At 30.9% G+C, this 13,696-nt stretch carries 16 protein-coding genes; 13 read left to right on the top strand and 3 right to left on the bottom strand.

Features of this window, described 5'->3' with window-relative positions:
- Window positions 1-228: 228 nt before the first annotated feature.
- The 3 genes from BC962_RS15985 (at window position 229) to BC962_RS15975 (ending at window position 1,686) form a co-directional block, all read left to right on the top strand.
- Window positions 229-450, top strand: coding sequence for a hypothetical protein (locus BC962_RS15985; RefSeq protein WP_121347074.1), 222 nt, complete (start codon window positions 229-231; stop codon window positions 448-450).
- Window positions 451-453: 3 nt separating this feature from the next.
- Window positions 454-816 (top strand): hypothetical protein, encoded by a 363-nt coding sequence (locus BC962_RS15980; RefSeq protein ID WP_121347072.1) that lies wholly within the window; start codon window positions 454-456, stop codon window positions 814-816.
- Between the two features lie 195 nt (window positions 817-1,011).
- A complete protein-coding gene (locus tag BC962_RS15975; RefSeq protein WP_147405671.1) occupies window positions 1,012-1,686 on the top strand; it encodes a hypothetical protein in 675 nt (224 codons plus the stop codon).
- A 218-nt stretch (window positions 1,687-1,904) separates the two neighbouring features.
- Here BC962_RS15975 and BC962_RS15970 read toward each other — a convergent pair whose 3' ends face one another.
- From BC962_RS15970 to BC962_RS15960, 3 genes are read right to left on the bottom strand one after another with little or no spacing between them, the layout of a single operon-like run.
- Window positions 1,905-2,414: a hypothetical protein gene (locus BC962_RS15970; protein ID WP_121347068.1), complete on the bottom strand. Its 510-nt coding sequence runs from the start codon at window positions 2,412-2,414 to the stop codon at window positions 1,905-1,907.
- A 3-nt stretch (window positions 2,415-2,417) separates the two neighbouring features.
- Window positions 2,418-3,329, bottom strand: coding sequence for a helix-turn-helix domain-containing protein (locus BC962_RS15965; RefSeq protein ID WP_121347066.1), 912 nt, complete (start codon window positions 3,327-3,329; stop codon window positions 2,418-2,420).
- 9 nt (window positions 3,330-3,338) lie between these two features.
- Entirely contained in the window at window positions 3,339-4,289 is a 951-nt protein-coding gene (locus BC962_RS15960; RefSeq protein ID WP_121347064.1) for an SDR family oxidoreductase, read from the bottom strand.
- Between the two features lie 385 nt (window positions 4,290-4,674).
- On the opposite strand from BC962_RS15960, the gene BC962_RS15955 reads away from it, so the two are divergent.
- From BC962_RS15955 to BC962_RS15910, 10 genes are all read left to right on the top strand, one after another.
- A complete protein-coding gene (locus BC962_RS15955) occupies window positions 4,675-6,210 on the top strand; it encodes an ATP-dependent nuclease (protein ID WP_121347062.1) in 1,536 nt (511 codons plus the stop codon).
- Window positions 6,211-6,376: 166 nt separating this feature from the next.
- Complete coding sequence (locus BC962_RS15950; protein WP_121347060.1) at window positions 6,377-7,045, top strand: carboxypeptidase-like regulatory domain-containing protein; 669 nt, start codon at window positions 6,377-6,379, stop codon at window positions 7,043-7,045.
- 150 nt (window positions 7,046-7,195) lie between these two features.
- Window positions 7,196-7,918, top strand: a complete 723-nt coding sequence (locus BC962_RS15945) for a hypothetical protein (RefSeq protein ID WP_121347058.1) — start codon at window positions 7,196-7,198, stop codon at window positions 7,916-7,918.
- Window positions 7,919-8,079: 161 nt separating this feature from the next.
- Window positions 8,080-9,492: a hypothetical protein gene (locus tag BC962_RS15940; RefSeq protein WP_121347057.1), complete on the top strand. Its 1,413-nt coding sequence runs from the start codon at window positions 8,080-8,082 to the stop codon at window positions 9,490-9,492.
- A gap of 168 nt (window positions 9,493-9,660) precedes the next feature.
- Entirely contained in the window at window positions 9,661-10,185 is a 525-nt protein-coding gene (locus BC962_RS15935; protein ID WP_121347055.1) for a hypothetical protein, read from the top strand.
- A gap of 158 nt (window positions 10,186-10,343) precedes the next feature.
- On the top strand, window positions 10,344-11,084 hold the full coding sequence (locus tag BC962_RS15930; RefSeq protein WP_121347053.1) for an RDD family protein: 741 nt from the start codon (window positions 10,344-10,346) through the stop codon (window positions 11,082-11,084).
- A 201-nt stretch (window positions 11,085-11,285) separates the two neighbouring features.
- A complete protein-coding gene (locus BC962_RS15925; protein WP_121347051.1) occupies window positions 11,286-11,525 on the top strand; it encodes a ribbon-helix-helix domain-containing protein in 240 nt (79 codons plus the stop codon).
- Window positions 11,518-11,805 (top strand): type II toxin-antitoxin system RelE/ParE family toxin, encoded by a 288-nt coding sequence (locus BC962_RS15920; protein ID WP_121347050.1) that lies wholly within the window; start codon window positions 11,518-11,520, stop codon window positions 11,803-11,805. Before BC962_RS15925 ends, BC962_RS15920 begins: the two co-directional genes overlap by 8 nt.
- A 200-nt stretch (window positions 11,806-12,005) precedes the next feature.
- A complete protein-coding gene (locus BC962_RS15915; protein WP_147405670.1) occupies window positions 12,006-12,788 on the top strand; it encodes a hypothetical protein in 783 nt (260 codons plus the stop codon).
- A 191-nt stretch (window positions 12,789-12,979) separates the two neighbouring features.
- Complete coding sequence (locus BC962_RS15910) at window positions 12,980-13,390, top strand: hypothetical protein (protein WP_121347046.1); 411 nt, start codon at window positions 12,980-12,982, stop codon at window positions 13,388-13,390.
- The last annotated feature ends 306 nt before the right edge of the window (window positions 13,391-13,696 follow it).

Here is a 13,696-nt window from a genome sequence, read left to right as displayed (position 1 = left end):
AAATCGATGTTGTTTACATTCCTGAAAGACCAGATGATTAATAGTGGGATTACTAATTATGTTAACTTACAAAAGCCAGTTGCCAACATCGGTTAAGCGCAAATAGCGGGCAATCTGGTGAAAAGTGCTATTTTAGACACCAAGTAAAAAACAACAAAGCCGACAAGAACGTGTCCCTACTCCACGCCACTTGCCTTAACCAAGACCGTTGTGCGCAATATTCATAGAATGTCGAACAAAGAAGAAATACTGATTATAAGTGATACCAATGAAAGAGATGGTATGGGATTAGAAGTATGGAAAAATGATAAATTAATATTAGAAATTTTCACTGACGACTGCAAAAAAACTCGAACAATAACATTTTATGAGAATGAAATTCCATTTGAAGATATGGAAAGATATATGATTCGCTATAAGAAGGATCTCTGGGAATTTGAAAACAAATAATTAATGGTTCTAATTTTAATAATCCCAATACTACTATTTATTTTTCTAGTTTATGGAATATCTAAAAGTGATAAAAAACTAGAAGAAAAAGATAAAGCGCTGAATGACTTAAGCATTAAATTTTTGATATTTATATTTCTTTCAATTATTGCTTCAGTAATAATATCACTACAAGCTGATATTCCTCCAAGTTCAGGACACGGCGGATTTATTTATATAATTATTCCAGTTATTACTGGAGTCTCTATATTATTTCTTTATCTCATTTCTTTGACAATAAAACCAAGGAAGAAGATAGTTCTGGGAATAATAAGTATTGTTGTAAACATATTGACAGGAATCATTTGTAGTATAACAGAATTTTGAAACAAGAATACAGCGCACAACATCGGTTAAGCGCAAATAGCAGGCATTCCGCTGAAAAGTGATATTTTAGACATCAAGTAAAAAAACAACTAAGCCGACAAAAACGTGTCCCTACTCCACGCTACTTGCCTTAACCAAGACCGTTAGCTTTAATTGTTCAGAAAAATTCGTAAATCAACCTATAAAAAAACTAGATTGGATATAAATAAATTTCATTCAGATGATCCAGAAGATATTCTAAAAGAAGCATTGCCAAAAAATAGTTGGTTAATTGATGAAAGCATTCTTCACGTTAAACATTTGAATGATTATAATTCAATAATTGAAGATTTAGAATTTGCAAAAGAATGTCTCATAGAATTAAAAAAAATGAGAATGCTTGAAGAAAATGCTGAAATTGAAAATAGCAATATTTTGAAAAGAGCATATTTTACAAATTCAGTTATTACATATGCGAGATGCTTCAATTACACCAAACAAGGTGGAAGAATTTCAATAAATAAGAAACAATTCAAAAAAAACTTTCCAAACAACGAGAAAATTACCGCTAATGATTTAGTGAAATTTCATGATTACATAATGGATTTGCGAAACAAATTTATTGCTCATGCCGATAAAAGCATTTTTGAAAAGAATAGAGTTTATATTCAATTCGAAGCGGAAGGTGAAAATTTACACTCAACTTTCGCAAATCTTTCAGTAGCTATGTTCAATTTCGAACAAACTCAATTATCAAATTTCATGGTATTAGTTGATTATACGATTATTAATCTGAGGGATAAAAGCAAAACGCTCACCCAAAAAGTAAAAGATCAAATTGGAGATGATAAATTATTGGAAGTTGCTATGAAAACTTTGAAAAACAACTAAAGCTAACATCGGTTAAGCGCAAATAGCGGGCATTCTGGTGAAAAGTGCTATTTTAGACATCAAGTAAAAAACAATAAAGCCGACAAGAACGCGTCCCTACTCCACGCTACTTGCCTTAACCAAGACCGTTATACACAATAGCTCCAGTGTGTTTTTTTGTTACGATTGATAAAATTCCGTTTTAGAAATTTCGAAAATTTTAAGTCAAATAAAGATGCTTATGCGCTTCTAGTTTCATCTATTAATTTCAATTCCTTGTGGTAGGCTTTAATTCTAGAATGTGCAGTTCCGTCAACTAATAGAATAACTATCAACATAGCAATAGTTGTAATGCTAATTGCTCTCCAAATTGGAGTATTGATAAACAGAATTAGTAAAGCTGCAATGATAATTAAACTAGGAATTACCTTAAATACAACTGTATATTCCTTTAAAGTACTTTCAGATCGTTCAATTTCAGACTGAAGAAAGGCAGGTGCATCGGAGTTAAACGCTTTTTCAAACTGATTGATTCTTGATTTATTCGTGAAATATAAACCAAACCCTATAGTTATAAGCAAAATACCCGCTACAAACGTTGGAATGATATATGCCCTTGCTAAATCTGTTTTCCCCAATTGCCAAAATCCAATACTTGCAATTAAAAATAAAATTGAGAAAAGGATAAAGAAACGTGTTGAGAAAACTTCGTCTTTCGCCCATTCCGTGGCTAATTTTAATAATTCCATTATTTAATTCAATTTAAATTTATCTCTGTACTCAGTTGGACTTAGTCCTTCTTTCTTTTTAAATAATCTCGAAAAATAAGGTGGATATTCAAACCCTAATTCATAAGCAACTTCGGCGATACTTTTATTTGGTTGTAATAAGATATTCTTTGCTTCATCCATGAGGTGTAAGTGCAAATGTTCTGTGGTGGTTTTACCTGTTTCTTTTTTAAGAGTATCACTTAAGTAACGTTGCGAAACTGAAATTTTATCAGCGATTTGTTCTATGCTTGGGATTCCGTTTTCTTGCAATTGTCCAGATTCAAAATATTTGGATATGTACTGATTAAATTGATCCAACAAATCGTTTGATATTTCTTTTCTATTTAAAAATTGTCTTTCATAGAAACGATTCGCATATTTTAACAGTGTATCCAATTGTGCAATTATAATTTCTTTGCTAAATGCATCTTGGTTATTTTGATATTCAACTTCAATATTGTTTACTATGGTTTCTATTTGCTTTTCTTCTTTTGGGGAAAGATGCAAGGCTTCATTAGTTGAATAAGAAAAGAAACCATACTTCTTTATTTGCTGGGCTATTTCTGTTCCTTTAAGAAAATCTTCATGAAAGTTTATTGAAAAACCTTTTCTCTCGAAAACTACGCTGTTATCCCATTGTAAGACTTGTCTTGGGGAAATGAAAATTAAAGCTCCATTCGTAAAATCATATTTTGTTCGTCCATAATTTAAATTTCCCTCGACATATTTTTTGAAACTAATGGAATAACAATCATTGGTAATTGGTGTTGAACTTTCTCTTGGGCAGGGTAGATAACCATCTCCTTTTGAGTTGAACACGCTCAACAATGGATGCTCTGGTCGAGGTAGTCCTAAATAATCTAAATATGATGATAGTGTTTTAAAATGTTGCATAATACAAATTTAAAAATTCCATTTTACACCTGTTTCTTTTTCCGAAAGTTCCCATAATCTTTTAGCAACCACTTTATCTTTAGCGTGTGGCTCTAATTTATGGTTTCCAACTGGTCCTGTCCAATAATTTTTTCCTGTTGGCCCGTAAAAACCACCTTGATCAATATTTGATTCTGTTGCACACATCAATTGTGGATAAGCACCTTTTTCAGCTGATTGCACAAATGGAGACAATTTCATTAGTTGCCAAACAAATCGAGTCATTAAACTGCCATTGGTTTTAATTAATGAAGTTCTTGAAGCACCTGGATGACAGGCATAAGCCTGTACATCAGACTTTCCTACTGCTTCCAATCGTTCTTGTAATTCGTAAACACACATTATTTGGGACAATTTACTTTGGCTATATATACCATTCGGACTGTAATTTTTATCCCAATTCATATCGTCAAACTGGATGGTTTTAATTCCTAAATTATAACCCATACTACCTACAACAACTATTCGTCCTTGGGATTTTTCTATCAGTGGAAATAATAAAGCTTGAAGTGTGAAATTTCCGAAATGATTTGTTCCCATCTGACTTTCCCATCCATCTACCGTAATCTTTTGTTTTGGTACTTGTGCAATTGCTGCATTACAAATTAATGCATCGATTCGAGATACTGTCTTAAGAACATTTTCAGCTGCTTTTTTTACAGAGCTTTGTTCTGCTAAATCCATTTTTATGGATGATACTTCAATCTTATTTCCAAGTTCTTGTTTTAAAGCTGTAATAGTTTGTTCAGATTTTCTTGGATTTCTATTAAGCATAACAACTTTTCCTCCTTTAGAAAGCAATATTTTTGCTGCTTCAAAACCTGTTCCGCTTGTAGTGCCTGTTATTACGTATGTTTTACCTTTTAAGTTTCCAATTCTATCAGATGTCCAACCTTTTTTACCAAATTGATTTGTTTTCATTTTGTCTATTTTTAAATGATTAATATTTATATGACAAAGGTCGGACAGAAGTAGGCTTAGCTTCTTATACGGATTTTCGAAAGTTATATACTTTTTGGTTTCTAAAGAAAGTTTCGAAATTACTACATCCAAAATATGAAATGTTATATTTTATTTAAACTACTCCAACTATTTTATAATTCATTCATAATAATTAGTATGTGTCGCTACGGTGTATAACATCGTTTAACAGCAAATAGCGGGCATTCTGGTGAAAAGTGTTATTTTAGACACCAATTAAAAACCAACTAAGCCGACAAGTCCGCGTCCCTACTCCACGCCACTTGCGTTAAACAAGACCGTTGGCATTCATTTTTAACAATAACAGCAACAATAATTTAAGAATATGATAAAAAGCATCTTGATTGAAAATTTTCGATCTATTCAAAGTCTATTTATTAAACCCCGAAATTTGACAGCTATACTAGGACCAAATAGTACGGGAAAAACAAATGTTCTTAAAGCTATTGATTTAGTCCTAGGTGAAGGTTGGACAACAAAAGCTAAAGTTGCGAGAGAATTATTCAACGACCCTAATGAAGATATAAATATAGAAATAGAATTTAATCTACCGATTATGGTACCTGGCAACGGCGGATATCCTCCAACTCCCGTTAGTAGTATTAAGTTGAATATGAGTCTATATCCTGATTTAACTGCAAAAACCACTATCAATAATGGGGTTACTTTTTATGGACAAGAGAAATTTAAAAAACTATGTCATTTTATTTATATTCCTTCAGAAAGGAATTTAAACTCAGAACTTAGGGTAAGTCAATGGACAATGTTAGGGAAAATGATGAAATTGATTTATGAAAATTATATATCACATTTTGAAAATGATGAAAATAGATTAAAGCAAGAATTCAAAATTAAAATGAAACCTGCTAAAGATTTTTTAGAAAATGATTTTTCTGAGAATGAAGTGACTTTCAAAAAATTCTCTGAAAAATTTAAACAAAAATGTGATGAAAATAGTGCTGGCTTAGCTTCTGATTTTAATCCTGTTTTGGATATTTATAATATCAATTGGTTTTACAAAACACTTCAAATCCATATTAGTGAAGATAATCCAGATTTACATTTTGATAGTACAGAAGTCGGAGCGGGTATGCAAAATTTACTTATGATATCAATATTCCAAACCTATTCTGAATTGATGGGTGGGAAAGTCATATTTGGAATAGAAGAACCGGAAATTTATTTATACCCACAAGCTCAAAGATCATTATATAAGAGTTTTCAAAATTTATCAGAAAAAACTCAAATTCTTTACACCACACACAATCCAAATTTTGTTGATCCACAAAGAGCTTACGAAATTGAAATGCTTCAAAAGAACAAAAAAGATGGTACTTATAATTTTGAAAAATCAGATTTCATAAATGAATTGGAAGCTGATAAACAAAGATTTAAGATTTATTCGCATTTTAATACAGAGCGAAATGAAATCTTTTTCGCTAAAAAGATATTGTTTGTTGAGGGTGAATCAGACAAAATATTTTACCAAACAATATTAGAAACTAAATGGGGAATTGACATAGACAGAATTGGGCTTTCTATTATTGATTGTAACGGAAAAGGTGGAGTAATTTATTTTTCAGGTTTATGTAGTGCATTAGGTATGAATAATTATTTCTCTATTTGGGATTCAGACGATGAATTAGAGGATAAGTATAAAGTACTGAGCAATCTTATTAAAAATTCTAGGGGATTAGAACTATCCCCCAATTTAGAAAGTTTCCTGAATGAAAAATCCGGAACAGAAAAGTTAAATCCTAATTCAAAAGACAAAATAAAACCTGCCTATAATTATGCATTGTCAATTGAAAAAGAAAGTATCCCAAAAGAATTTGAAGTAATCAAAGAATTTATTGGGTAAAAACGAAATGCCAACATCGGTTAAGCGCAAATAGCGGGCATTCTGATGAAAAGTGCTATTTTAGACACCAAGTAAAAAACAACTAAGCCGACAAGAACGCGTCCCTACTCCACGCTACTTGCCTTAACCAAGACCGTTGTGGTTAATATTTCAGAAAAATATAACAATGAATAATTTTTTCAAACTGACTTTAATCTTCCTTTTAATTCTTCCGTATCAGATTTCAGCACAGAAAACAATAGAAGGTTTATATTCACTTCCAAGTCCGACTGGGGATTTTTCTACTTCGATTAATTTTTCAAAAACTGGAATTTTTGAATATGAACACTCAGGACATTTAGGAACTGAGGAATACGGAATTGGAACCTACAGCCTGGATAGAAAAAAAATAATTTTAAATTACAATCTGACAAAACCATTAAAGAAGAGTTATTTTGAATCCAAATTTTGGATTAATGATAATGAAAAAGTGGAATTAAAGGTAGATGTATTTGATTTAGAAGGTAATCCTATTCCATACGCTAACATTTACATTCTTGCAGATAATAATGGATTTACTTCAAATAAATCTGGTAATGGTAAATTAGTATTGAATAAAGAAAACCGTAACGCAGAATTAACTATTTCATTTGTAGGTTATGATGAAGTAAAAATTCCATTCAATCAAAAATACAATTACGAAAATATAGTTCATTTAAGAAAATGGAAAAGAGGATCTGCTCCAACACCAATTCTCAACCAAATTGACACTTTACAAATTCTTCAAAGAAGAAAAAATGAGATTATAACTTTAAATAAAAACAATCAGGAACAAGTTTGGACAAGACTTGAGTAAAATACTAACCACAACATCGGTTAAGCGCAAATAGCGGGCTTAGTCGAAAAAGTGCTATTTTTGACATCAAGTAACAAACAACTTAGCCGACAAGAACGCGTCCCTACTCCACGCCACTTGCCTTAACCAAGACCGTTGGCAATAATTTTTATGAAAGAAGAATTCAACGAAATAATAAAATCCAAAGATCTTAAAGAAATTACGATTGAATTGGTCGAAAAAGTTCTCGACGATAACATCGGTATTGATTTAATTAAAGAGATACCAGTTTTAAAATCTTTAATAGTCGTAAGGAACACTTATAACTCATATACTGATAGGATATTTATAAAAAAAGCAATGAATGTATTACTAGAATTAAGTGATACCAACTGGAAAGAAAGAGTTGAACTGACAAGAGATCTTGATGATGAGAATAGCTCAGGTTCCGAAAAAATTTTAATGGCAATTGACAATTTAGAAACGTATGAAAAGTGTAAAGTTTTCGGGCGATTATGTAAATTAAAAGCGCTTGAAGAAATTGATTTATTTGAATTCAAACGATTGACAAAATTAATTCAAGATGCTTATTTAGATGATCTTAAACTATTGCCATCATTTTCCAGTCGACTAGAATTGATTAAGAAAGAAAAGAACTCCTTAATTGAAAAAAACAAAATCTATATGGATGAGTTTTACCCACTTATCGTTTTAGGTTTGATATATCAAGAGCAAGGAGAACAAACACCAATTGAGAAAGTTGAACCTTTGAGCTATAAAGATCGTGACCCATATTATAAGGGTGGAGAAATAGAAATACTATATTTTATGTCGGATCTAGGTAGCCTTCTACATTTGTTTTACAATAATCTATTCCCAAATAAAAATGAGTAAAAAACTATTGCCAACATCGTTTAACAGCAAATAGCGGGCAGTATGGTGAAAAGTGTTATTTTAGAGACCAAGTAACAAACAGCAAAGCCGACAAGTTCACGTCCCTACTCCACGCCACTTGCGTTAAACAAGACCGTTACCTGCAAGCTTTATACAGAAATATGCGAACATTAAACGAAAAAGATTTATTTGACATACTTGCGGACGAAGAACGAGAAGATCATAATAATTTAATTTTTGTAATAAGTCAAAGTACTAATTATGATTTGTCCAAAGTTAGTTCCTTCAATAGATTCTCAAATTGCAAATTTGAAGGAGAAAGAATTGATTTTAGTAATTGGAGTGTTACAGCAGATTCAGATTTACAACCATCATTTCATTTTAAAAATTGTGAACTATTTAATGCAATTTACTTTAAAGATTGTTTTGTTCAAGAATTGAATTTTTCAGAAATATCTGGAACCATAAAAAATTTGCATTTAGCATCAATGAAAATCGGTTTTTTCCATTTTCAAGGTGAGAAAAAACCTGAGCAACAAATTTTTGATGAAATAAACCTCACAATTAATAATTGTGAAATTGAATATAATATAGATTTTCTTAACCTAAAATCTAAAGGAAATCTTCTTATACTTGAATCTAAAATTGAACTATTAAAAATTCACAATAGTACATTCGAAAGAATTGATATTGACAAAAATAAGTTCAAAAATGAATTTCAATTTACTTCTAATGTAATGAGAAATAGTTATTTCAAAAATAACGTGTTTCAGAAATCAAACTTTTCATTAACCGATTTTGGATTAGATTCAGAATTTAGTTCAAATGATTTTGAAGGAACAGCATTGTTTGAAAAGCTAAAAAATGAAAATAGAACTAGAGTCAAATTCAAAAGTTGTAACTTTTTCAAATACACATATTTTAATAATTCAAAGCTTTACGAGCTTAATATAGAAACCTCAAAATTCCAAGAAATTGTTTCTTTTCAAGAATTAGAATTGAATTCAGTTATTATAGATAAAACAATATTTGAAAAGCCTGCATTTTTCGATGATATTCAAATTCATAACTTTAGTAAATGCAATAAGCGGACTTTAAGAAATATAAAACAGCAATTACTACGAGCAGATAACAAGATAGACTATGACAACTTTCGCGCCCACGAATTAAGCTCCTATAAAGAAGAATTAAAAATCAAACTTAAAAGAAAAAAAGGCTATAACAGAAGAAAAATAAGAAGAGATTTGTCAATTTTGAAAGTCAATACTTTCTTTTCGAATAATGGTACAGACTGGGTAAGAGCATTAAAAAGAACAATTTTTGTTGCTGTTTTCTTTTATTCTATACTTTATATAATTTATAATTCGTCCAGACAATTTGATCTTTCTGGATATAATGAATATTTAACTGGACTGTTTCGATATTTCTTACTTACAGATTTTCATAATCCCTTTGTTGTTGACAAAGTGTACTTTTTAAGTATATGGCAATGGATTCCATTTGTGATTGGTAAAATATTTATTGCTATTGGCATCTATGAAATATTAGTTTCATTTAGAAAATTTAGAAAATAAAGCCTGCACGTAACATCGGTTAAGCGCAAATAGCGGGTATTCACGTAAAAGTTATATTTTAGTCTTCAAGAAACAAAAAACTTAGCCGACAAGAACGTGTCCCTACTCCACGCTACTTGCCTTAACCAAGACCGTTACCCACAATTAAAAAATGATTCTTACTAAAAAATGATATCAGAAAAATTAATATTGGAAACAAGCTTTTCCATTCATCAGAAAATTATTTTAATAGTATTTTCACTTCCATTCCTATTATTCATAATTGCAATTTTAGAGGTGGACTTAAATTGGAAAGGGTATATAATATTTCTACTTGCTCTACTCTTCTTTTGGGCTTTTATATCATTAGCATTTTCTAAAAAAGGAATGATTAAAAATGGAGGTAAACTTTATAAAGCCAAATTCTTCCAAGGATATACAATCTTTAAACGAAAAGTTGACTTGAACGACAGACCAGTTGTATCAATATTAAAGTCTAAGAAGAGACAAAAATTCGCGTTTTTCTCAGCCGCAAAACCTGACTTAAGTGAATCATTCAATACATTTGAAATATTCGTATTGAATAAAAATCATTTTAAAAGAGATTCCATTATGTACTTTAAAAATGAAAATAATGCAAAAGAAGCAATAGAATTTATGACTAAAGATTTTCCTCTTCGACATGAGCTTTTTAATCCAAATTATTATCGTTGAAAACTGTGGGTAACATCGGTTAAGCGCAAATAGCGGGCAATCAAGAAAAAGTTATATTTTAGACATCAAGTAAAAAACAACAAAGCCGACAAGTTCGCGACCCTACTCCCGCAACTTGCGTTAACCAAGACCGTTGGCACCAATATTAAAAAACAAAAATGCAATTAAATTTAGCAAGCCGAAAAAGAAGATTAGTAGCTCTAATAATTGATTACTATGTAATTACATTTCTTTTAGTAAGTATAATTTTCCTTTTGTTAGGCCCAAATTTTATAGAAAGAGAAGATGATTTTCCCTTTCTTCTTGCGATTATTAGTATTCCACTAGGTTTGATATTGTATTTTGGAAAAGATTCAGTCAATGGTATTAGTTTCGGTAAATGGATAATGGGTATTGTGGTTAGAAAAGAAAGTTCCTCAGTTGAATCTCCTTCTTTAATAAACCTATTTGTAAGAAACATAACTCTATTAATCTGGCCATTAGAATTTATAGTAATAGTATTTAATAAGAACAAACAAAGACATGGAGATAAAATTGCTAAAACTATAGTATATAAAAACCCAAACAAGACTAAAAAAATTCCCAGAATACTATCCGTAATAGGATTAGGAATTATATTCTTTGCATTTATTCTATCATTTGTGGCTTCAAGTTTAAAAACTTCAAATGCTTATAAATTAGCTATTACGGAGATTGAAAATAACAAAGAAATAAACCAACAAGTAGGGGAAATTATAGATTATGGCTGGATGCCGACTGGAAATGTTAATATAACAAATGGAGAAGGAATAGCAACCTATGATATAAATGTGATTGGAGATAAGGAAGAAATGAACGTTCAAGTAGAACTGATTAAACCAAAAGATGGCAAATGGAAAATAACAAGTTTCAACTATTAATACTGGTGCCAACATCGGTTAAGCGCAAATAGCGGGTATTCCAACGGAAAGTGATATTTTAGACACCAAGTAACAAACAACAAAGCCGACAAGAACGCGTCCCTACTCTCGCCACTTGCCTTAACCAAGACCGTTGGCAACAATATAAAAAAAATTGCAACTGATACATATTTGGTGTAAATTTACATCAAATATTATATTATGACACGACAAAGTATTTCATTCACAAAGCCAAATGATGATTGGTTGAAAAACCAAGTGGACAAAAAAGAGTACTCTAGCAAAAGTGAACTTGTCAATGATTTAATCAGACAAGCTAGAAGTCAACAAGTTCAAATTGACTGGATTAAAACTAAACTAGAAAAAGCTGAAGAAAGTGGATTTACCAGTGATAGTAAAGAGCAAATCCTAGCACTATCAAAGTCTCGACTTAATGGCTGATTATAGATTAAGTAATGAAGCCAAAGAAGACTTGATACGAATTCATCATTACGGAGTCAGAAAGTTTGGAAATGCTCAAGCAGACAAATACTTTGATTCCTTTTTTGAGTATTTTGACATTATTGCCCAAAGACCATATTCGTTTGAATCGGTTGATTTTATAAAAGATGGATACAGACGTTGTGTATGCGGTTCTGACAGTATCTTCTATAAAATAAATGACAATATTGTTGAAATAATGGCAATTATTGGAAGACAAGATTTGAATAATATACTTTAATCTTCCGGACAAAAATACTGTTGCCAACATCGGTTAAGCGCAAATAGCTGGCATTCTGGTGAAAAGTGCTATTTTAGATACCAAGTAAAAAACAACTAAGCCGACAAGGACGCGACCCTACTCCGCGCTACTTGCCTTAACCAAGACCGTTAGCTATAATATTGCTATAGAGAAATTTCAGATCTATTAAAATCAATAATATGAAAAATACATTTATAATATTAATCTTATTATTTACTATACATCAATCAAGTGCTGAATGCGCTATGAGTGGAATTACATATTTTCCAGAACAAACCACAGTTAGTCAAAATTCGATGTTCATAATAGAAGGCTATTCTTATAGCCAAAAAGTAATAAACTCCTTTAAAAATGATAGGAAAGCGTATTTGGAAAGTGAAGATGGAGATAAGATAGATTTGATTTTACAAGAAATATTAATTGGACAAATGAGTTTAACTCAAGCAATTTTTAAACCTGCAAAAAAATTAAAACTTAATAAGAAGTATTTTTTAAAATTCACTCATTTGACTGACAAAGAGAATTATAAAGAACTGACAAGATATAATCGTGAAAGAAAAGAACATGAACCTGTAGCATGGAAGGTAACAAATAATCAAACAGAGGACTTAAATAAAAATCTAGGTTTAAAATTTGAGCAAACTGATGTTCAGTATTATGGATGTGGCCCAGAAGCCTATGCCATCTTCCAACCACAAAATTCATCTGAATCAGAAATTTGGTATAGAACAGAAGTCTATGATGAAAGAACAAAAACTACAACAACATATATAATTAAAACCTGGGAAGGAAAGTTACGAGTTGGACACGGAATGTGCTCAGGTGGTTTTGCTTACAATAAAGATGGAAATTACAAAGTTCGATTTACTCCTATGAATATTGACGGGAAGAAATTAGTAACCACAGAATGGAAATCATTTGAAAGCCCATTTAAATATTCAAAAAGTCCATGGGGATTTTAGTAAGCAATACTATAGCTAACATCGGTTAAGCGCAAATAGCGGGCATTCTGGTGAAAAGTGCTATTTTAGAGACCAAGAAACAAACAACTAAGCCGACAAGTTGGCGTCCCTACTCCACGCTACTTGCCTTAACCAAGACCGTTGTGCAAAATGCCCAGACCCAGTAAAATTTAAAAATAAACATAAGAATATTGAAAAAAATATCTGATTATTTGTTGAATGACAATATTCAAAGACTTCTTTATGGAATTGGACTAGTACTATGGATCATTATTTGGTTTAGTGAATTGAAAAGTATGTCAGAAAATAATTCCTATGCATTTTATTGGTGGTCAGTTTTAACTCCTATACCATTACTTATCGGACAAATAATCTTTAACATTAAAATTATATGGACTTTTTTAATGATTTATGTAATCCTATATAGTTTAGAAATTATATGGAATATTATAATGATAGACGTAATAATTGATATGGAGAGAGATTTTTCGCCTCTGCCATTTTGGACTTTTGAAAAAGTTTATAAGTGGTTAATTATGATATTTATCTTATTTACGGTAAACGGAATAATTTGGAAAATAAAACCTGTCAGAGCTAAATAGCACTTTGCACAACATCGGTTAAGCGCAAATAGCGGGCATTTTAGTGAAAAGTGCTATTTTAGACACCAGGTAAAAAACAACTAAGCCGACAAGAATGTGTCCCTACTCCACCCTACTTGCCTTAACCAAGACCGTTGTAGCCAATATGTTTAGAAAAATAATTTTAATCATTTTTTGCTTTCTTCTTTTAAGTTGTCAAAATAAAACTGAAAAATTAAAATTTGAAAAGGAAGTTGCTTATGAGATATTTCCATTGCTAATTAAAAATTTGCATAGTGACATTAGATTAGGAAATCCACCACCTCC

The organism is Gillisia mitskevichiae, assembly GCF_003634585.1.
Taxonomy (GTDB): domain Bacteria; phylum Bacteroidota; class Bacteroidia; order Flavobacteriales; family Flavobacteriaceae; genus Gillisia; species Gillisia mitskevichiae.
This window is presented reverse-complemented; position numbering and strand designations above follow the sequence as displayed.